This window comes from Schlegelella aquatica, from assembly GCF_026013905.1.
Taxonomy (GTDB): Bacteria; Pseudomonadota; Gammaproteobacteria; order Burkholderiales; family Burkholderiaceae_C; genus Caldimonas; species Caldimonas aquatica.
In genome coordinates this window covers 191796-209407 of sequence record NZ_CP110257.1, presented here as the reverse complement: position 1 = coordinate 209407, position 17612 = coordinate 191796, and the positions used below count along the sequence as shown (strand labels likewise).

General features: G+C 71.5%; 17 protein-coding genes and 1 riboswitch. Of the genes, 10 read left to right on the top strand and 7 right to left on the bottom strand.

Annotated features, from left to right (window positions below; genetic code table 11):
* Positions 1-110 precede the first annotated feature (110 nt).
* Positions 111-953 (bottom strand): orotidine-5'-phosphate decarboxylase, encoded by an 843-nt coding sequence (gene pyrF, locus OMP39_RS00945; RefSeq protein WP_264892957.1) that lies wholly within the window; start codon positions 951-953, stop codon positions 111-113.
* Between the two features lie 373 nt (positions 954-1326).
* Between pyrF and OMP39_RS00940 the strand changes: the two genes are divergently transcribed.
* Positions 1327-2052, top strand: coding sequence for a FadR/GntR family transcriptional regulator (locus OMP39_RS00940; RefSeq protein WP_264892956.1), 726 nt, complete (start codon positions 1327-1329; stop codon positions 2050-2052).
* Positions 2049-3224: a CynX/NimT family MFS transporter gene (locus OMP39_RS00935; protein WP_264892955.1), complete on the top strand. Its 1176-nt coding sequence runs from the start codon at positions 2049-2051 to the stop codon at positions 3222-3224. The genes OMP39_RS00940 and OMP39_RS00935 overlap by 4 nt, the downstream gene beginning before the upstream one ends.
* Before the next feature lie 78 nt (positions 3225-3302).
* On the opposite strand, the gene purB is transcribed toward OMP39_RS00935, so the two are convergent.
* Positions 3303-4670 (bottom strand): adenylosuccinate lyase, encoded by a 1368-nt coding sequence (gene purB / locus OMP39_RS00930; protein WP_264892954.1) that lies wholly within the window; start codon positions 4668-4670, stop codon positions 3303-3305.
* Positions 4671-4805: 135 nt separating this feature from the next.
* On the opposite strand from purB, the gene OMP39_RS00925 reads away from it, so the two are divergent.
* Complete coding sequence (locus OMP39_RS00925; RefSeq protein ID WP_264892953.1) at positions 4806-5426, top strand: glutathione S-transferase N-terminal domain-containing protein; 621 nt, start codon at positions 4806-4808, stop codon at positions 5424-5426.
* Here OMP39_RS00925 and OMP39_RS00920 read toward each other — a convergent pair.
* Complete coding sequence (locus OMP39_RS00920; RefSeq protein ID WP_264892952.1) at positions 5398-7290, bottom strand: sensor histidine kinase; 1893 nt, start codon at positions 7288-7290, stop codon at positions 5398-5400. The two genes, OMP39_RS00925 and OMP39_RS00920, sit on opposite strands and share 29 nt — an antisense overlap.
* Positions 7287-7913 (bottom strand): response regulator, encoded by a 627-nt coding sequence (locus OMP39_RS00915; RefSeq protein ID WP_264892951.1) that lies wholly within the window; start codon positions 7911-7913, stop codon positions 7287-7289. The genes OMP39_RS00920 and OMP39_RS00915 overlap by 4 nt, the downstream gene beginning before the upstream one ends.
* A gap of 107 nt (positions 7914-8020) precedes the next feature.
* Between OMP39_RS00915 and OMP39_RS00910 the strand changes: the two genes are divergently transcribed.
* The 6 genes from OMP39_RS00910 (at position 8021) to OMP39_RS00885 (ending at position 13954) form a co-directional block, all read left to right on the top strand.
* Positions 8021-8764: a YecA/YgfB family protein gene (locus OMP39_RS00910; RefSeq protein WP_264892950.1), complete on the top strand. Its 744-nt coding sequence runs from the start codon at positions 8021-8023 to the stop codon at positions 8762-8764.
* A gap of 100 nt (positions 8765-8864) precedes the next feature.
* A riboswitch (SAM riboswitch) is annotated at positions 8865-8939 on the top strand.
* A 37-nt stretch (positions 8940-8976) separates the two neighbouring features.
* Positions 8977-10125 (top strand): homoserine O-succinyltransferase MetX, encoded by a 1149-nt coding sequence (metX, locus tag OMP39_RS00905; RefSeq protein ID WP_264892949.1) that lies wholly within the window; start codon positions 8977-8979, stop codon positions 10123-10125.
* Positions 10118-10702: a methionine biosynthesis protein MetW gene (metW, locus tag OMP39_RS00900; RefSeq protein ID WP_264892948.1), complete on the top strand. Its 585-nt coding sequence runs from the start codon at positions 10118-10120 to the stop codon at positions 10700-10702. The genes metX and metW overlap by 8 nt, the downstream gene beginning before the upstream one ends.
* A gap of 294 nt (positions 10703-10996) precedes the next feature.
* A complete protein-coding gene (locus OMP39_RS00895) occupies positions 10997-11833 on the top strand; it encodes an alpha/beta hydrolase (RefSeq protein WP_264892947.1) in 837 nt (278 codons plus the stop codon).
* A 41-nt stretch (positions 11834-11874) separates the two neighbouring features.
* Positions 11875-13344, top strand: coding sequence for a M20 family metallopeptidase (locus OMP39_RS00890; RefSeq protein ID WP_264892946.1), 1470 nt, complete (start codon positions 11875-11877; stop codon positions 13342-13344).
* A 109-nt stretch (positions 13345-13453) separates the two neighbouring features.
* Complete coding sequence (locus OMP39_RS00885; protein WP_264892945.1) at positions 13454-13954, top strand: hypothetical protein; 501 nt, start codon at positions 13454-13456, stop codon at positions 13952-13954.
* 46 nt (positions 13955-14000) lie between these two features.
* On the opposite strand, the gene OMP39_RS00880 is transcribed toward OMP39_RS00885, so the two are convergent.
* Both OMP39_RS00880 and OMP39_RS00875 read right to left on the bottom strand, forming a co-directional pair.
* Positions 14001-14750: a 16S rRNA (uracil(1498)-N(3))-methyltransferase gene (locus OMP39_RS00880; protein ID WP_264892944.1), complete on the bottom strand. Its 750-nt coding sequence runs from the start codon at positions 14748-14750 to the stop codon at positions 14001-14003.
* 160 nt (positions 14751-14910) lie between these two features.
* Entirely contained in the window at positions 14911-15231 is a 321-nt protein-coding gene (locus OMP39_RS00875; RefSeq protein WP_264892943.1) for a DUF4148 domain-containing protein, read from the bottom strand.
* Between the two features lie 236 nt (positions 15232-15467).
* Between OMP39_RS00875 and OMP39_RS00870 the strand changes: the two genes are divergently transcribed.
* Positions 15468-16496, top strand: a complete 1029-nt coding sequence (locus OMP39_RS00870; RefSeq protein ID WP_264892942.1) for a LysR family transcriptional regulator — start codon at positions 15468-15470, stop codon at positions 16494-16496.
* Positions 16497-16536: 40 nt separating this feature from the next.
* Here the strand turns inward: OMP39_RS00870 and OMP39_RS00865 are convergent, their stop codons facing one another.
* Positions 16537-17571, bottom strand: coding sequence for an aminoglycoside phosphotransferase family protein (locus OMP39_RS00865; RefSeq protein ID WP_264892941.1), 1035 nt, complete (start codon positions 17569-17571; stop codon positions 16537-16539).
* Positions 17572-17612 lie beyond the last annotated feature (41 nt).

Here is a 17612-nt window from a genome sequence, read left to right as displayed (position 1 = left end):
CGCTCGGCCGCCCGGAGCCGCGCCGACACCCCCGCGGGGGGTGGGGCGCAAGCCCCGGGGGCGAAGATGAAGGCGCGGCGCTCGGCCCGCGGCTCGGCCGCCCGCCCTCGTCAGCGGCGCGCGGCGTTGAGTTCGTCGCGCGTGGCCTGTGCCGCTGCGCGGGCGGCCGCGGCGAAGTCCGCCCCACCGCTCGCGTAGAGCACCGCGCGCGAGGAGTTGACGATCACGAGCCCGCGGGGGGTGCCGTCGGCCTCGGCGCGGTAGCCGGCCCGCACGGTGGCGCGGGCATCCCCGCCTTGCGCCCCTACACCGGGCACCAGCAGCGGCACGGTGGGGGCCAGTTCGCGCACGCGCTCGATCTCCTGCGGGTACGTCGCCCCGACGACGAGCCCCAGCTGCCCGTTGGTGTTCCAGGGGCCCTGGGCCAGCCGGGCCAGATGCTCGTACACGCGCGGCTGCCCGTCCACGTCGGCCAATCGCTGGTTCTGCAAGTCCGAGCCGCCCGGGTTGGAGGTGCGACACAGCAGGAAGGCCCCCTTGTCCGGATAGCGCAGATAGGGCTCGACGGAGTCGAACCCCATGAAGGGCGAGAGCGTGACGGCGTCGGCCTGGTAGCGCACGAAGGCCTCCTTCGCGTACTGCTCGGCCGTGGAGCCGATGTCGCCGCGCTTGGCGTCGAGGATCACCGGCACCCGGGGGGCGACGCGGCGGATGTGGCCGATCAGGCGCTCGAGCTGGGCTTCGGCGCCGTGGGCAGCGAAGTAGGCGATCTGAGGCTTGTAGGCGATCACCAGGTCGCGGGTCGCGTCCACGATCGCGGCGCAGAAGTCGAACAAGCGGGACGCGTCGCCCTGCCAGGCGCCGGGCAGGCGCTCGGGGTCCGGGTCCAGCCCCACGCACAGCAGGGAGTCGTTCAGGCGCTCGGCCTGGCGCAGCATGTCGAGGAAGTGCATCCCGGCATTCTAGGAGCCGCGTCTTCGCCGCAATCGCCGTTGCGACACCCTCCCGGCCGGCACGTTTCCCCGTCGCCTTCGGCACCGCGCAGGCCCGCCCCCTCCCGAGGGCCCAGGAAGGTCGCTCCCGCTCCCAGGCCTTCGAGCGGCAACTTCTATTGCACAAGCCTGTTGCGCGAGCCTGTTGCGCGAGCTTGTTGCGCGAGCTCGTTGCGCGAGCTTGTTGCACGAGCCCGTTGCACGAGCCCGTTGCACGAGCCGGCCCGAGGTCGCCTAGAATCATCCAATGAATATGCCCGCCCGCGCGCCGAGCGCCCGCTCCCTGCAGCGGCGCCCGCGAAGCGGTCTGAGCGGTCTGTCTGCGGAGCCTGCCATGCCCGATGTCCGTTCCGAGCCCCGCCGTTCGCTGGTGGATCTGGCCGTGAGCGCGATGCGCGAGCGACTGGAACGCGGCGAATGGCGCGTGGGCGAACGCATCCCGATCGAGCCCGAGCTGGCAGCCGAGCTCGGCGTGAGCCGCAACACCGTGCGTGAGGCGGTGCGCGTGCTGGCCTTCAGCGGCGTGCTCGAGGTCCGTCAGGGCGACGGCACGTACGTTCGCTCCGCGGTCGATGCGAGCGACGTCGCGCACGGGCTGAGCCGCGCCTCGCTGCGCGAGCATCTCGAGGTGCGCGCGATGCTGGAGGTCGAGGCGGCCCGTCTTGCAGCGCAGCGGCGCACCCCCGAAGACCTCGAGCGCATCCGCGCGGCGCTGTCCTTGCGCGGCGAGCAGCGCAACCGCCGCCGGCGCAGCGTGTTCGTCGAGCACGACCTTGCCTTCCACCGCGCGGTGGTGGAGGCGGCCCACAATCCGGCGCTCGCCAAGCTCTATCACTTCTTCGAACGCGCGGTGCGCGCGACGGTGCAGGCCACGATGGAAGCCAGCGATCTGCCGGAGCCCGACTACGCCTCGCACGTGGAGCTGTGCGAGGCCATCGTCCGGCAGGACCCGGAAGGCGCGGTCGCCGCCACCCGCGCGTTGCTGCAACCCGTGCTCGACGCGCTCGACCCCTTCCAGCACGACGCGCAGCCTGGCCCGTCCGGCTCGCCCTTCCGATGAGCCCGCCCGCCCGGCCGCCCGCGCGGACGGCGTGGCTCGTCGCGGGCCTGGTCGTCGTGGCGCTCAACCTGCGTCCGGCGCTCACGAGCGTCGCCCCGGTGCTCGCGTCCATCCAAGCGAGCCTCGGGCTCACGGCGGCGCATGCGGGGCTGCTGACGACGCTGCCGGTGCTGTGCTTGGGCCTCTTCGCGCCGCTGGCCCCCCGGCTGGCGGCCCGCTTCGACGCCGAGCGTGCGGTCTTCGGCGTGCTGTTCGTGCTGGCGCTGGGCACTGCCGTGCGCGGACAGTTCGGTACCGCTGGCCTCTTCGCCGGCGCCTTGCTGGCCGGGGCGGCCATCGGCGTGATCGGGGTGCTGCTGCCCGGGCTGGTCAAGCGCGAGTTCCCCGAGCGGGCGAGTCTGATGATGGGCCTGTACACGATGGCGCTGTGCCTCGGCGCGGCCGCCGCCGCGGGCCTCACCGTCCCGCTGCGCGACGCGTTCGGCGATTGGCGCCCGGCACTCGCCGCGTGGGGCGGATTCGCGCTCATCGCGGCTCTCGTCTGGTGGCCGCAGTTGCGCGGGCACACCCGGATCGCGCCTGCGCCCGGCACGCCGGTGCGCCTCATGCGCAGCCCGCTCGCCTGGGCGGTCACGCTCTACATGGGCTTGCAGTCGTCGCTCGCCTACATCGTCTTCGGCTGGCTCCCACCCATCCTGGTGGATCGCGGGCTCACCGCGCTGGCCGCCGGCGGCTTGATGTCGCTGTCGGTCCTGGTGCAGCTCGTCACCGCCTTCACGGGCCCGATGCTCGCCACCCGGCTCGGGCGCGACCAGCGGCCCACGCTCTGGCTGATGCTGACGCTCGCCCTGATCGGCCTGCTCGGTTGCCTCTATGCGCCCCTGGGCAGCGTCTGGCTCTGGGTGATCCTGCTCGGGCTGGGCCAGGGGGGGCAGTTCAGCGTGGCGATGCTGCTGATCGTGCTGCGCTCGGGCGACGCGCTCACCGCCGCCCGCTTGTCGGGCATGTCCCAGGGCGTGGGCTACACGCTCGCGGCGCTGGGCCCGCTCGCGGTGGGCCTGCTCCACGACTGGAGCGGCACCTGGCACGGAGTGGGTGCCTTGTTCGCCCTCGTCACCGCGGCGGCCGCGGCGGCGGGCTCGGTGGCCGGGCAGCGCCGGGTGATCACGTAGGAGGCCTCGCTCGCGGCCCACCCCGGCCCCGCCGACCGCAGCGGGAACGGCCGCTGCCCGGGGGCCGCCTCGCGTCGCTCAGATGCGCCGCGCCAGCTTGGCGGCCAAGCCGGTGTAGGTGGCCGGCGTCAGTGCGAGCAGACGCGCCTTCTCGGCCTCGGGCAATTCCAGCGTCTGGATGAACTGCTGGATCGCCTCGCGGTCGATCGCCTTGCCGCGTGTCAGCTCCTTGAGCCGCTCGTAGGGGTTGGGCAGGCCGTGGCGGCGCATCACCGTCTGGATCGGCTCGGCCAGCACCTCCCAGGCGGCCTCGAGGTCGGCCTCCAGGGCCGGCGGGTTCACCTCCAGCTTGTCCAGCCCGCGCAGCAGCGAGTCGTAGCCCAGCACGGCATAGCCGAGCGCCACGCCCATGTTGCGCAGCACCGTGGAGTCCGTCAGATCGCGCTGCCAACGGCTGATCGGCAGCTTCTGGGCGAGGTGGGTCAGCACGGCGTTCGCCAGCCCGAAATTGCCCTCGGCATTCTCGAAGTCGATCGGGTTGACCTTGTGCGGCATCGTCGACGAGCCGATTTCCCCGGCCTTGGTGCGCTGCTTGAAGTAGCCCAGGCTGATGTAGCCCCAGACATCGCGCGACCAGTCGATGAGGATGGTGTTCGCGCGCGTGACCGCATCGAACAGCTCGGCCATGTAGTCGTGCGGCTCGATCTGGATCGTGTAGGGGTTGAAGGTGAGGCCCAGCGCCTCTTCCACCACGCGGCGGCTGAACGCCTCCCAGTCGTGCTGAGGGTAGGCGGCGAGATGCGCGTTGTAGTTGCCCACGGCGCCGTTCATCTTGGCCAGCAGCGGGACTTGGGCGATGCGCTCGCGCGCGGTGCGCAGCCGGGCCACGACGTTGGCGATCTCCTTGCCGACGGTGGTGGGGCTGGCCGTCTGGCCGTGGGTGCGGCTCAGCATCGGTTGGTCCGCCAGTCGGTGCGCCATCTCGGTCAGCTTGGCGACGATGCGGTCGAGGGCGGGCAGCAGCACTTCCTGCCGCGCGGTCTTGAGCATCAAGGCATGCGAGGTGTTGTTGATGTCCTCGCTGGTGCAGGCGAAGTGGACGAACTCACCCGCCGCCTGCAGCTCCGCGTCGCCCGCAAAGCGCGACTTGAGCCAGTACTCGACCGCCTTGACGTCGTGGTTGGTGGTCTTCTCGATGTCCTTGATGGCCTGGGCGTCGGCGGGCGAGAAGGCCTCCACCAGCCCCCGCAGCCGGGAGCGCGCGCCCTCGCTCAAGGGCGCAAACTCGGCGAAGCCCGCGTCCGACAGCGCGATGAACCATTCCACTTCGACTTGCACGCGACGATGCATCAGGCCGTACTCGCTGAGCAGCGGCCGCAGCGCGGCGAGCTTGGAGGCATAGCGGCCGTCGAGCGGCGACAGGGCGGAGAGCGCGGACAGTTCCATGGCAGTGCGGCCGCAGGGGCCGAGAAGGAGGTGGGCGGGGAAACCCCGAATTTTAGGTGCCCCGGCAAGGGTGGGTGTGCCGGCGCCGGCTGCGGCGACGGCCTAGAATCGCACGCAGACATCCCCATTCCACCCATGAAACTCATCGGATCGCTCACGAGCCCTTACGTGCGCAAGGTGCGCATCGTGATGGCCGAGAAGAAGCTGGACTACAAGCTCGAACTCGAGGACGTCTGGGCGCCTGGCAGCGCGATCACCCAGGCCAATCCGCTCGGCAAGGTCCCCTGCCTCGTGATGGAAGGCGGCGAGGCGGTGTTCGATTCGCGCGTCATCGTCGAATACGTCGACACCCTCTCGCCGGTGGGCAAGCTCATCCCCCCCTCGGGCCGCGAGCGGGTCGAGGTGCGCACCTGGGAGGCGCTGGCCGACGGCCTGCTCGACGCCGCGATCCTCGCGCGGCTGGAGCAGACCTGGGCCGGGCGCACCGAGCAGCAACGCAGCGCCGCCTGGATCGACCGCCAGATGCACAAGGTGTATGCCGCGGTGAAGGCGATGAGCCAGGGGCTGGGCGACCGCGCGTGGTGCGCGGGCAACCACTTCACGCTCGCCGACATCGCGGTCGGCTGCGCGCTCGGCTACCTCGACTTCCGCTTCTCGCACATCGATTGGCGGGGCGACTACCCCAACCTCGGCAAGCTCTACGACAAGCTTTCGCAACGGCAAAGCTTCATCGACACCGCCCCGCCGGCAGCGTGAGCCGCACGACCCAGCCCTCCGGGTGGGGTCCGATCTCGATGTGTGCGCCGATCGCCTCGGCGCGGTGGCGCATGTTCGCCAGCCCGCGCTTGCCGCCCGGCAGGGGCGCGGTGCGCGGACGCTCGGCGGCGCGCTGGACCAGCCCGTTGTCGAGTACGGTCAGTTCGAGCCCGTGCTCGCGGCGCGCCAGCTCCAGCCAGACCACGCTCGCTTGCGCGTGCTTGATGACGTTGGTCAGCGCTTCGCGCATGATGCGCAGCACCTGCTGGGTGTCCGTGGGCGGCAGCATCGCGTCGGCTGCGTCGTCGCGCAGGTTCCACACCAGCCGGATGCCGGCCGCACGCAAGGACGGCTCCACCCTGAAGCGCAGCTCGGCCAGTGCTTCACTCAGGCACCGCGGCTCGGTGTCCATCGAGTCGAGCGACAGCCGCAACTCCACCAGGCAATCGTCCAGCGCCTGCCGCAACTCGCCCACCAGGGCCCGGGCCGGGGCCTCGTGCTGCTGTAGCTGCCGGGCCAGTGCGATCGCGCCGACGAGGCGCCCTCCGAGGCCGTCGTGCATCTCGCGCAGGATGCGGTCGCGCTCGGCGGTGGCCGCCTGACGGCGCTCGATCGCGCGCTGCGCCTCGAAGGCTTGCTCGAGCTCGCGCTGCTTGGCCTCCACCGCCTCGCGGAGGTGCCGGTTCGCATCGCGCAGCTCGCGCAAGGTGCGGCCGTAATCCTCGACCAGGCGCCATGCCATCACCACCATCAGCACGACGATCACGTAGCGGGCCCAGGTGTAGGCGCCGTAGTCGTGCATCAGCCGCAACACGATCCAGTCGCGCGCGCCCACCGCGGCACACAGCCCCACGCTCGCGGCCAGCAGCGCGGCGCCTCGGTCGCGCTGGCGCCACGCGATGGAAGCGAGGAACAGCGTCATCCCCACGGCGACGGCGAGCGTGAGCCCCAGGCTCACGGTGCGCATCACCGGCACGTTGAACGCGGCGTGGGTGAGCGACAGCGCAAGCGACACCCAGACATAGCCCGCGAAGAACCGCCGCGCGCCGGAGGTGGCCCGGCGGGCCATCTCGAGCAGGAACAGACCGATGGCGGCGATGAACAGGCTGTACGAGAACTCGAACGCCCACTGCAGCAGCCACGCCCACCACCGGCCGTCGTTGACCTGCAGCGCGCCGGCCCGCCAGGCCCAGATCAGGTTCGCCAGCCCGAACCAGCCGTACACCGACTGCCGGGTGCGCCAGGCCACCAGCAGTCCCAGCACGCCCATCGTCGCGCTGGCCGCCGCGATCATCCACGCTCCGCGCACCTGCACGTCGTGCGCGCGCCGGTACATCGGCTCCAGCGCGTCGGCGTCGCCCACCCACACGCTCGACAAGCCCGCCTCGCGGCGCGGCTCGCCGGTCACCTCGATGACGAGCTCGTTGCCCGCAGGCCGCAGCAGCGACGGCGGCAGCGCGACGTACACCGGCTCCTGGTTGTAGTTGGGCAGCGGATGCTGCTCGCGGCCCACCTCGCGCACGAGGTGGCCGTTCAGGTGCACGCGAAAGACGTTGCCCACCCGGCGCAGGAACACCGCAGGGCGCGCGGTGGCGGCCACCGCATCCGGCACCTGCAGGCGGTAGCTCGCCGAGCCGGCGCGCGAGGGCGCCGTGTGCTCCCACGGATCGGGCAGCGACACCCGGGCTTCCGGCGCGTCGGGCCGTGCGGCCTCGCGCAGCCAGGCCTCGCGCAACTCGATCGACAGTGCGTGGGCAGGAGCAACCCCCAGGCACGCCGCCGCCCAGGCGAGAAGGAGAAGCCGGCGCAGCCAGCGCTGCAGCCACGAGGCGGGGGCGGCGGTGCGGTGGCCGGCCGCGATCACGACACCGACCCGGCCAGGACCTCGGTGCGCGCCGGTTGCAGCTTGCCGTACACGGCGCGCACGTGGGTGGCCACGGTGTGCGCCGTCATCATCAGGCGCTCGCCGACCTCCTCGGTCACATAGCCCTGGGCGACGAGGCGCAGCACCGCCTGCTCGGCGGGCGACAGGCGCGCTCCACCGGCAGCGGCATGAGCAGGAGCCGCCCCGAGCCGCCGCAGCACCTGGCGCGCGATGCCCGGCGAGATCGGGGACTCGCCCCGGGCGGCCCCGCGCACGGCGTCCAGCAGCTCCGGGTCGCTGCAGCCCTTCAGGAAATAGCCATCCGCACCGCTCTCGATGGCCTCCAGCACCCGCACCTCGTCGCCGAAGACCGAGAACACGAGGATGTTCGGCCGCCATGCGACGTCGGTGCAGCCGAATTCGCGGATGAGGTCGATGGCATCGCCGTCGGGCAGCCCGAGGTCGGTGAGCAGCACGTCCGGTCGGAACAGGGGGAGCTCGTCGCGGGCCTGGGACAGCCGGGCCGCATGCCCGACACACCGCACGTCGCTGGCTCGTTGGAAGGCGCCCAGCACGTGGCGGGCGAGAAGCGGATCGTCTTCGACGAGGTATACGGTCAGCACGACAGACTGCAAGTGTCAGGAAGCCCGGCCGCCGGGGGCCAAACCGTGGCCGATCTTCCCACGACTGGCCTGCTGCGACAATGGGCGCTGCTCTCGATGGACATGCGATGAAGCCTTCGTTTACCCCTCTTGACGACGCCGACCTGGACCGGCTCGACGCCTTGCTCGCCGATTGTGCCGAGCGCAGCGAAGCCGTCCCTGACCTGGAACAGCTCGACGGTGTGCTGGCCGCCCTGGCCTGCGGGCCGTGCCCGTCGGCCTGGCGCGAGCTGATGCCCCGCGTGCTGGGAGACACCCCGCCGTTCGCCGACGCGGCGCAGGCCGAGGAGGCCTGGGGCCTGATCGAGCGCCGGTTCGAGCAGGTGCGTCGCGCGATCGAGGCGCCGGTACAACGCCTGGACGACGAGCGCGCGCTCGGGCCGCTCCTGACCGACTGGCCCTCGGTGCTGGCGGAGCTCACCGACGAGGAGCGCCGCCAGTTCGGCGAGGTGCCGGCCTTCGGCGCGCTGTGGGCGAGCGGCTTTCTGCAGGCGGTCGACGCGCTGGAAGACGACTGGCTGTTGCCCGCCGACGACGAGGGCAACGAATTCGTGGACGGCTGCCTGCAGACCTTCGAGGCGCTGGCCGCCGATGATGCCGAGCTGCCGCCCGAGGTGCGCGAGATGAGCCGCGACGAGCGGCTGGCCGATGCGCTGTGGGCCGTGTACGACCTGCGCGACTTCTGGCGCCAGCGTGCGGCGAGCCAGCCGGTCCAGCCGGTGCGCAAGGCCGCCACGCCCGGGCGCAACGACCCGTGCCCTTGCGGCAGCGGGCGCAAGTACAAGAAGTGCCACGGGGCGTCGCAGGGCTAGAAGCGGCGGCCCGCACGCGAGCCGGCCCGATCGACCTGTCGGTGGGCCGGCCTCGGGCCCACCGGTGGGCCCGAGGCCGGGATCGGGCGGCCCCGCTATACTGCCGCCCAGCGCCGATTTGTCCGGCTTGCGGGCGCTTAACAAGTTCAGCTAAAGAGGGCGTGTGCAAACCCGGCCCCTTTCGTTGGCGAGCCGGGTTTTTTGTCGCGCACATGGCCTCGCTCGGACACGTCACTCCCCAATCGATGCACTTCGCCGAGCCGCTGCGGTTGCGCAGCGGCGCGCAGTTGGCCGACTACACCCTGGTGTACGAGACCTACGGCACCCTCAACGCGGACAAGAGCAACGCGGTGCTCGTCTGCCACGCGCTCAACGCCTCGCACCACGTGGCGGGCACCTACGAAGGCGTCCCGAAGAGCGAGGGCTGGTGGGACAACCTGGTGGGCCCCGGCAAGCCGCTGGACACCGACCGCTTCTTCGTCATCGGCATCAACAACCCGGGCTCATGCTTCGGCTCGACCGGCCCGATGCACGCCAACCCGGCCACCGGCAAGCCCTACGGCGCGGATTTCCCCGTCGTCACGGTGGAGGACTGGGTGCAGGCCCAGGCGCTGCTGCTCGATCGCCTGGGCATCCGCACGCTGGCCGCGGTGATGGGCGGCAGTCTCGGCGGCATGCAGGCCTTGAGCTGGTCGCTGCAGTTTCCCGAGCGGGTGCGCCATTGCATCGCCATCGCCACCGCGCCCAACCTCTCGGCGCAGAACATCGCGTTCAACGAGGTGGCCCGCCGGGCGATCGTGACCGACCCGGACTTCCACGGTGGCCACTACTACGAGCACGGTGTGGTGCCCAAGCGCGGGCTGCGCGTGGCACGCATGATCGGCCACATCACCTACTTGTCCGACGATGCGATGGCCGAGAAGTTCGGGCGCAGCCTGCGCGCCGCCGAGCTGGCCTACAGCACGCAAGAGATCGAGTTCCAGATCGAGAGCTACCTGCGCTACCAGGGCGACAAGTTCAGCGAGTACTTCGACGCCAACACCTACCTGCTGATCACGCGCGCGCTCGACTACTTCGATCCGGCCCGCGACCACGGCGGCGATCTGAGCCGCGCGATGGCGCGCGCGCGGGCGAAGTTTCTGGTGGTGAGCTTCACCACCGACTGGCGCTTCTCGCCCGCACGCTCGCGCGAGATCGTCAAGGCGCTGCTCGACAACCGCCGCGACGTGAGTTACGCCGAGATCGACGCGCCCCACGGGCACGACGCCTTCCTGCTGGAGGACGCGCGCTACCACGCGGTGGTGCGGGCGTACTACGAGCGCATCGCACGCGAGATCGAGGAAGGGCGCGACGATGAGTGAGCGCAAGGACATGGAACTGATCGCCGAGCTCGTCCCGGCCGGCTCGCGCGTGCTGGACCTGGGCTGCGGCCGCGGCGAACTGCTCGCCTACCTGCGCGACCGCAAGGGGTGCACCGGCTACGGCATCGAGATCTCCGACGCGAACCTGCTCGCCTGCGTCGAGCGCGGCGTCAACGTCATCCAGCTCAACCTCGAGGAAGGACTCTCGATCTTCGAGGACCAGAGCTTCGACGTCGTGCTGCAGCTCGACACGCTCCAGCACATCCGCAACACCGAGGCGATGCTGCGCGAGACGGCCCGCGTGGGGCGCATCGGCATCGTGAGCTTCCCGAACTTCGCGCACTGGCCCAACCGCTTCCGCGTGGCCTCGGGCCGGATGCCGGTCACGCGGGCACTGCCCTACGAGTGGTACGACACGCCCAACATCCGCGTGGGCACCTATGCCGACTTCGAGGTGCTGGCGCGCAAGAACGGCTTGCAGGTGCTCGATGCCTTCGGCATCCAACGTGGCCGCGTGGTGCGCTTCCGTCCGAACCTGCTGGCCAGCGTGGCCGTCTTCAAGTTCACGCGCGGCTGAGTCGGGCACCCAGGCCCGGCCGACTGGGGGAAAGGCACCGCCCGGCGGCGGTACTTTTTTCCACGTGTGCTGCAAAGCGTTCCTTCGGCGACGCTTTGCAACGTGGCCCCTGTCATTTAAAAAGACGCCCCGGACCCGGTCATGCCCAAGCTAGGTGAGGGAGGGTCGGAGAGGGAGAGAGCGTGCCGGTGGTGTGTCCGGGGCGTCGTAAACCTGTCCTGCCGGCTTGATGCAATCGGTGTGCCACCCTCGGTGGAGGTGGGCGGCGGCCGGCCTTGTGCTTACACTGACCCCATGAACGCGCGAGAGTTCCCCGAATTCCGGGCCGCGGACGGCACGCGTCTGCACGCACGGGTGTGGTCGCCGTCGGTGCGGCCACGAGCCACGGTGTTGATCGTCCACGGGCTCGGCGAGCACGTGGGGCGCTACGAGCATGTGGCCCGTTGGCTCACCGAGCGCGGGTACGCCGTGGTGGGCTACGACCATCGCGGGCACGGGGCTTCGGAAGGGGCGAGGGGCGGTTTGCAGCGGCCGCTCGATCTGGTCGCCGACCTGGCCTCGGTCGTCGACGCGGTGCGCGCGCGCGGCGCGGCTCCGCTGGCTCTGCTGGGCCACAGCATGGGCGGGCTCGTCGCGGCGCGCTTCGTCGCCGACGCGGTGCGGCCGGTGGAGGCCCTCGTGCTGTCCTCGCCCGCGCTGGATCCGGGCCTGTCGGCCTTCAACCGAGCGCTGCTGGCCGTCTCGCACGCGCTCGCGCCCGGGGTCGCCGTGCCCAACGGGCTCGACGTGAACGGCATCAGCCGCGACCCGGCGGTCGTCGAGGCCTACCGCAGTGACCCGCTGGTGCACGACCGCGTCACCCCCCGGCTGGTGCGGTTCATCGTGGACGCCGGCCGCTTCGTGCTCGAACGCGCCAGCGGCTGGACCGTGCCGACGCTGCTGATGTGGGCCGGCCAGGACCGCCTCGTCGCCCCCGCCGGCAGCGCCCGGTTCGCACGAGCCGCGCCGGCGCACGCCGTGCACGCGCATTGCTTCGAGCACATGTACCACGAGATCCTCAACGAGCCGGACCGAGAGCAGGTCTTCCGCGTGCTGGAGCCCTGGTTGTCCGCCCGTTTTCCCGCCGCCTGAGCCCCCGCGCCGTCAGCGCCTGCTCCCCGCCTCGCCGCATCATGAACGCTCCCGAACGACTGCCCCTGCCCGAACCGGGCGCCTTGCAAGACCGCATCGACGAGGTCTGGGACCGCGAGATCATCCCGGCCCTGCAGGACTACATCCGCGTGCCGGCGAAGTCGCCGGGCTTCGACAGCCGCTGGGCAGAGCACGGTCACCTGGAGGCCGTGGTGCGCCAGGCGGCCCAGTGGGTCGAGAGCCAGCAAGTGGAGGGCTTGCAGCTCGAGATCGTGCGGCTCACCGATGCGCAGGGACGCCCGCGCACGCCGCTGCTGTGGTTCGAGGTGCCGGCCACCCGTGCCGGCAGCACCGAGACGGTCGTCATGTACGGGCACCTGGACAAGCAGCCGGAGTTCAACGGCTGGCGCAGCGACCTGGGACCTTGGACGCCCAAGCTCGAGGACGGCCGCCTCTACGGGCGCGGCGGGGCCGACGACGGCTATGCCGTCTATGCGTCCATCACCGCGCTCAAGAGCCTGCAGCGCGCCGGCGTGTCGCACCCGCGCGTGGTGGGCCTCATCGAAACCTGCGAGGAAAGTGGCTCCTACGACCTGCCCCACTACCTGGAGGCGCTGCGCCCGCGCCTGGGCGACGTGGGCCTCGTGGTGTGCCTCGACTCCGGCGCGGGCAACTACGACCAGCTGTGGCTGACGACCTCGTTGCGCGGTCTGGCCGTCGGCACGCTCAAGGTCGAGGTGCTGACCGAGGGCGTGCACTCGGGCGACGCGAGCGGCCTCGTGCCTTCGAGCTTCCGCATCCTGCGGCAGCTGCTCGATCGCCTGGAGGACGCGCGCAACGGCCACCTGCTGCCGGCCGGCTTCCACTGCGAGATCCCGGCCGATCGCATCGAGCAGGCGCGCGAGGCGGCGCGCATCCTCGGCGACGAGGTCTGGAAGCGATACCCCTGGGCGTGCGGTGCCGAGGGCGGCTTCACCTTGCCGACGACGACCGATCCGACCGAAGCGCTGCTGCGCCGCACCTGGCGGCCGGCGCTGTCCATCACCGGGGCCGACGGCTTCCCGGCGCTGGAGAACGCGGGCAACGTGCTGCGGCCTTACACGGCGTTCAAGCTCTCGCTGCGTCTGCCCCCGCTGGTCGACGGCGTGCAGGCCATGCACGAGCTCAAGCGGCTGCTGGAGGTCGACCCGCCCTACCGGGCGCGCGTGACCTTCGAGCCCGACCATGCCGCCACCGGCTGGAACGCGCCCGCACTGGCGTCCTGGCTGCACCAGGCGCTCGACCAGGCCTCGCGCACCTTCTACGGCGCACCGGTGGGCTTCATCGGGCAGGGCGGCACGATCCCCCTCATGAACATGCTGCAGGCGGGCTTTCCTCGCGCGCAGATGATGGTGTGCGGCGTGCTCGGCCCCAAGAGCAATGCCCACGGGCCCAACGAGTTCCTGCACGTGCCCTACGGCAAGAAGCTCACGGCGTCGGTGGCGGCCGTGCTCGCGGCGATGCCGAGCTAGTCTTCGCGCGGCCCTTCGGGCTCCCGGCGTGCGGGCACGCGCACTGCTGGAACGGGGCAGGCGGCCCCGGGATTCGACTCCGGCGGCGGCCATCGCACGAGGAGCTGCCATGGACAAGACGCGCCCACCGGAGAGCTTCGGGGCGTTCAAGCCCGTCAACCACGTGGTGATCGCCTTTCCCTCCGAGGAGGCGCTGGAAGCTGCGTTGCAGGACTTGCGCCGCGAGGGCGTGGAGGCCGAGCAGGTCGCGCGCTACCGGCCCGAGGAGATGATGGCCCAGGCCGACCGCGAGCTGCACGAGGCGAGCCCGGTGGCGGCGGTGGGCCAGGAGCTGAACCTGGTGCGAGCGCACCGGGAGCTGGCGCAGGCGGGGCATCACTTCCTCGTGGTGCCCGCCAAGGGGAGCGAGGACGCCGGGCGCGTCGCCCGCATCGCGCGGGAGCACGGTGCCACCCGCGCGCAGCGGTATGGCCGCATGATCATCGAGGAGTTGATCGAGGTCGGCGAGGGGCTGCCCCAGGTGGCGGAGTCGCCCGCACGAGGCCTCGACGCCCAGACACGCAGCGGCGAGGAGCGCACGCCCTCACCGTCCTCGGTGCCCCGGCGTTGAGCGGGGGGCGGTCTCGAGCGTAGGGCCGGCGCCCCCCCCCCGGGCGTCAGCTCGATTGCAGCATCAGCCAGGCCAGGGCCGCCAGCGGCGCCGTGTCGGCGCGCAAGGTCCGCGCGCCCAGGCTCACCGGCGTCCAACCGCGCGCGAGCGCCAGCGCCTCTTCCGCGGGGGTGAGTCCGCCTTCCGGGCCGCTCAGGAGCACGACCGGCTCGGCGCCCGTGAGACCGAGCGCCGGCAACGTCCGTGCGCCGGGAGCCAGGCTCAGAAGAAGCCGGGCCGTCGGTGCGTCGTCGGCAGGCAAGGGCCCAGACAGCCATTCCCGCAGTTCGCGCACGGGCGCCACCACGGGCACGCGCGTGCGGCCGCATTGTTCGGCCGCCGCCGTCGCCACGCCCTGCCAATGCCCCACCTTGCGCTCGGCGCGCTCCGCGCTGAGTCGCAGGACGGAGCGCTCGCACACGAGCGGCTGGAGGGCGTGCACCCCGAGTTCGGTGGCCTTCTCGACCACGGTGTCCATCCGGTCGTTGGCGGGCATGCCCAGGGCCAGCAGGACCGGGCGGGCCGCTTCGCGGTCCACCGCATGGAAAGCGCTCACCTCGACGTCCACCGCCTGCCGACCCATCCTCACGATGCGTGCCGCCCACTCGCCGCCTTCGCCGTTGAACAGACGCACGTCGTCGCCCGGCTGCAGGCGCAGGACCTGCGCATGCCGGCTCGGGCCGGGGGGCAGGGTGAAGACGAGGCCGGCAGCCAGCGCGGCCGGGACGTGGAGGCGCACGGAGGTCTTGGAGGACATGAGGCCGAGAGTGTGCCAAACCGAGCGGCTCTCGGCGGCGCCCCAGGCGGCTTCGCACCACCGCACAGCCCGGCGCCCCGCCCCTGGAGGGGGGCGGGGCACCGGGACGGGTCACCAGAGTACGGCCCTCAGCCAAGCCGATGGCCGGCTCGACCGGGCATCAGCAGCCCATGCGGTCGGATCTGCTCAGGCCTGCGCCCTCGGCCACCTCGCGGCGGACGTCCTCGCGGCTGCGGGCCATGGCCACTGCGGGAGGCGGCTTCGTGACGACGGTCGCCTCACCGGACAGTGCCGGGATGGTTTCTCCCCGCGCGCGAGCCTGTGCGATCTCGGTGCGCAGTTCCGCGCGCACTTCGGCGCGCGTCTTGTCGGACGGGGTGGCACGCCCGAAGTTCCGGTCGACGCAGGTGGCCTCCTGGGCAGAGGCGCCGGCGGCGGCCAGCAGAACGGCGAGGGCCACGAACGCTTTCTTGGCAGACATGATCAACTCTCCATGCGGTGAGGGACGAAGCGCGGCACAAGGCGGCGCGTCGCCGTCATGTCCCGCTCGGTGAGTCGCAAGCGCGGTCGTTTGTGCCCATCGTTCGTGAACTGTAGGGAGTCACCCTGCCCTTAAAAACCGGTTAGTGACCTCCCTTCAGTCAGTGAACCCTCACCCCGCGAACGCCCCGGGGCCGCGAATAATTGCGACTTCCGCAACGAGCCGAAAGAATCGGGATGGACCGTTTGCATTCCATGCGTGTCTTCGCCAAGGTGATCGATGAAGGCAGCTTTGCCGGCGCGGCCCGCGCCCTGGACCTGTCGCCGGCGGTCGTGACCCGGCTGGTGGCCGACCTGGAGGCGCACCTGGGCGCCCGGCTGATCCACCGGACGACGCGGCGCCTCGCCCTCACCGACGTCGGCGAGACCTACCTGGAGCGGGTGCGGCAGATCCTGGCCGAGGTGGAGGAGGCCGAGGCGCTGGCCAGCTCGCTCGTGGCCGAGCCCAAGGGGCACCTGCGGATCCTGGTGCCGGCATCGTTCGCGGTGCATCAACTGGCCAAGCACCTGCCGACCTTCCGCGCCCAGTACCCCAAGGTCACCGTCGATCTCACGGCGGCCGGGCCGCTCGAAAGCGCCGACGAGGGCTACGACATCACCATCCTCATCGTCGGGCCGCGGCCGCTCGACGGCGACTTCGTCGCCCGCCGGCTGGCGACGACCGATGTGGTGGCCTGCGCCGCTCCGAGCTACCTGGATCGCCACGGCCGCCCCGCCCGCCCCGAGGAGCTGGTGCACCACGAGTGCCTGGTGCCCAACCTGCCGAGCGCGCCGAGGGTGTGGCGGTTCGAGCAGTGCCCGGGGCGGGCGCGCTCGCCGCAGGCGGTCGAGATCGAGCCGCGCGCGGCGCTGACGACCTCGCACGTGGACACGCTCTATGCCGCGGCCCTCGCCGGCCTGGGCGTCGTGGGCCTGCCGTCCTTCATCGTCGAGGACGCGCTGCTGGAACATGCGCTCGAACGCATCCTGCCCGAGTGGCGCATCATGACGCTGACCATCTACGCGGCGATGCCCAGCCGCAAGTACGTGCCGGCGCGCACGCGCGCATTCATGGACTTCCTCATCGCCACCTTCGCCGCGGAGGACCGCGACCCCTGGCTGGCGGCGGCCGGCTGCGAAACGCGCGCGGTGCCCTCTGAAGCGGCCCGCTCCGAGGCGGCCGGCAGCGGGCCCGCCGCGCTGGCTTTGAAAGAGCCAGGGACGTAGAGAGCAGGCCGCGGCAGGGGGCCGCCGTGGCCCCGACGGCTCAGAAGGTGTAGCCGTACTGCCGTTCGGTGCCTTCCACCCGTTCCAGCAGGCGCGCGAGCGGGGCGAAGGCGTTGTAGCGCATCGCCACGCGATGGGCGTAGCGCCACACCAGCGGCAGGTCCTTGAGGTAGCCGTCCTTGCCGTCGCGGTGGTACAGGCGGCAGAAGATGCCCAGCACCTTGAGGTGCCGCTGCAGCCCCATCCATTCGAAGTCGCGCCAGAACTCGCCGAAATCGGTGGCCACCGGCACGCCCGCCTTGCGGGCCTTTTCCCAGTAGCGCACCGCCCAGTCGATCTGCTGCTCCTCGTCCCATTCGATGTAGGCGTCGCGCAGGAGCGAGACGAGGTCGTAGGTCACCGGGCCCCACACCGCGTCCTGGAAGTCCAGGATGCCCGGGTTGCCGGGGGCCTCGCACACCATCAGGTTGCGGCAGTGGTAGTCGCGGTGCACCAGCACCTGGGGCTGCGCGAGGTTGTTGGACAGCAGCAGCTCGAAGATGCGGTCCAGCTGCGCCCGCTCGGTGTCGCTGAGCGCAAGGCCATGGTGCCGCGCGATGTACCACTCGGGAAAGAGCTGCAACTCGCGGGTGAGCAGCTCGCGGTCGTAGGGGGGCACCTGGTCGCGCGCCGCGATGCCTTGCAGGCGCACCAGTGCATCGGTCGCATCGGCGTACAGCCGCGGCGCGGTGTCGGCATCGAGCGCGCGGAGGTAGGTCGTCGAGCCCAGGTCGCTGAGCAGCATGAAGCCCTCGGCCTCGTTCCAGGCCAGCACCTGGGGGGCGTTCAGCCCGGCGCCGCGCAACAGCGCCGCCACGCGCACGAAAGGCCGGCAGTCCTCGTGCGCCGGGGGCGCGTCCATCACGATGCGCGAGCCGGCGTCGCCGTCGATGCGCAGGTAGCGCCGGAAGCTCGCGTCGGCGCTGGCGGGCCGCAGCGTGGCCAGAGCCAGCCCCTCGCCGGCCAGGCTCGTGATCCATCGTTCGAACGCCTGCCGGCGTGCGTCGTCGGTCCAGGCGACAGCTGAGGTCGACATCGTCGGGGGTGCTCCAGGGGTGATGCGGCGGCGGTGCCTCC

Coding starts and splice junctions, on each gene's coding strand:
- OMP39_RS00870 (WP_264892942.1), top strand. CDS start 15,468: ATGGACCGTTTGCATTCCATGCGTGTCTTCGCCAAGGTGATCGATGAA.
- purB (WP_264892954.1), bottom strand. CDS start 4,670: ATGGAACTGTCCGCGCTCTCCGCCCTGTCGCCGCTCGACGGCCGCTAT.
- OMP39_RS00940 (WP_264892956.1), top strand. CDS start 1,327: ATGCCCGATGTCCGTTCCGAGCCCCGCCGTTCGCTGGTGGATCTGGCC.
- OMP39_RS00885 (WP_264892945.1), top strand. CDS start 13,454: ATGGACAAGACGCGCCCACCGGAGAGCTTCGGGGCGTTCAAGCCCGTC.
- OMP39_RS00890 (WP_264892946.1), top strand. CDS start 11,875: ATGAACGCTCCCGAACGACTGCCCCTGCCCGAACCGGGCGCCTTGCAA.
- OMP39_RS00865 (WP_264892941.1), bottom strand. CDS start 17,571: ATGTCGACCTCAGCTGTCGCCTGGACCGACGACGCACGCCGGCAGGCG.
- OMP39_RS00880 (WP_264892944.1), bottom strand. CDS start 14,750: ATGTCCTCCAAGACCTCCGTGCGCCTCCACGTCCCGGCCGCGCTGGCT.
- OMP39_RS00895 (WP_264892947.1), top strand. CDS start 10,997: ATGAACGCGCGAGAGTTCCCCGAATTCCGGGCCGCGGACGGCACGCGT.
- OMP39_RS00925 (WP_264892953.1), top strand. CDS start 4,806: ATGAAACTCATCGGATCGCTCACGAGCCCTTACGTGCGCAAGGTGCGC.
- OMP39_RS00935 (WP_264892955.1), top strand. CDS start 2,049: ATGAGCCCGCCCGCCCGGCCGCCCGCGCGGACGGCGTGGCTCGTCGCG.
- metW (WP_264892948.1), top strand. CDS start 10,118: ATGAGTGAGCGCAAGGACATGGAACTGATCGCCGAGCTCGTCCCGGCC.
- OMP39_RS00875 (WP_264892943.1), bottom strand. CDS start 15,231: ATGTCTGCCAAGAAAGCGTTCGTGGCCCTCGCCGTTCTGCTGGCCGCC.
- pyrF (WP_264892957.1), bottom strand. CDS start 953: ATGCACTTCCTCGACATGCTGCGCCAGGCCGAGCGCCTGAACGACTCC.
- metX (WP_264892949.1), top strand. CDS start 8,977: ATGGCCTCGCTCGGACACGTCACTCCCCAATCGATGCACTTCGCCGAG.
- OMP39_RS00910 (WP_264892950.1), top strand. CDS start 8,021: ATGAAGCCTTCGTTTACCCCTCTTGACGACGCCGACCTGGACCGGCTC.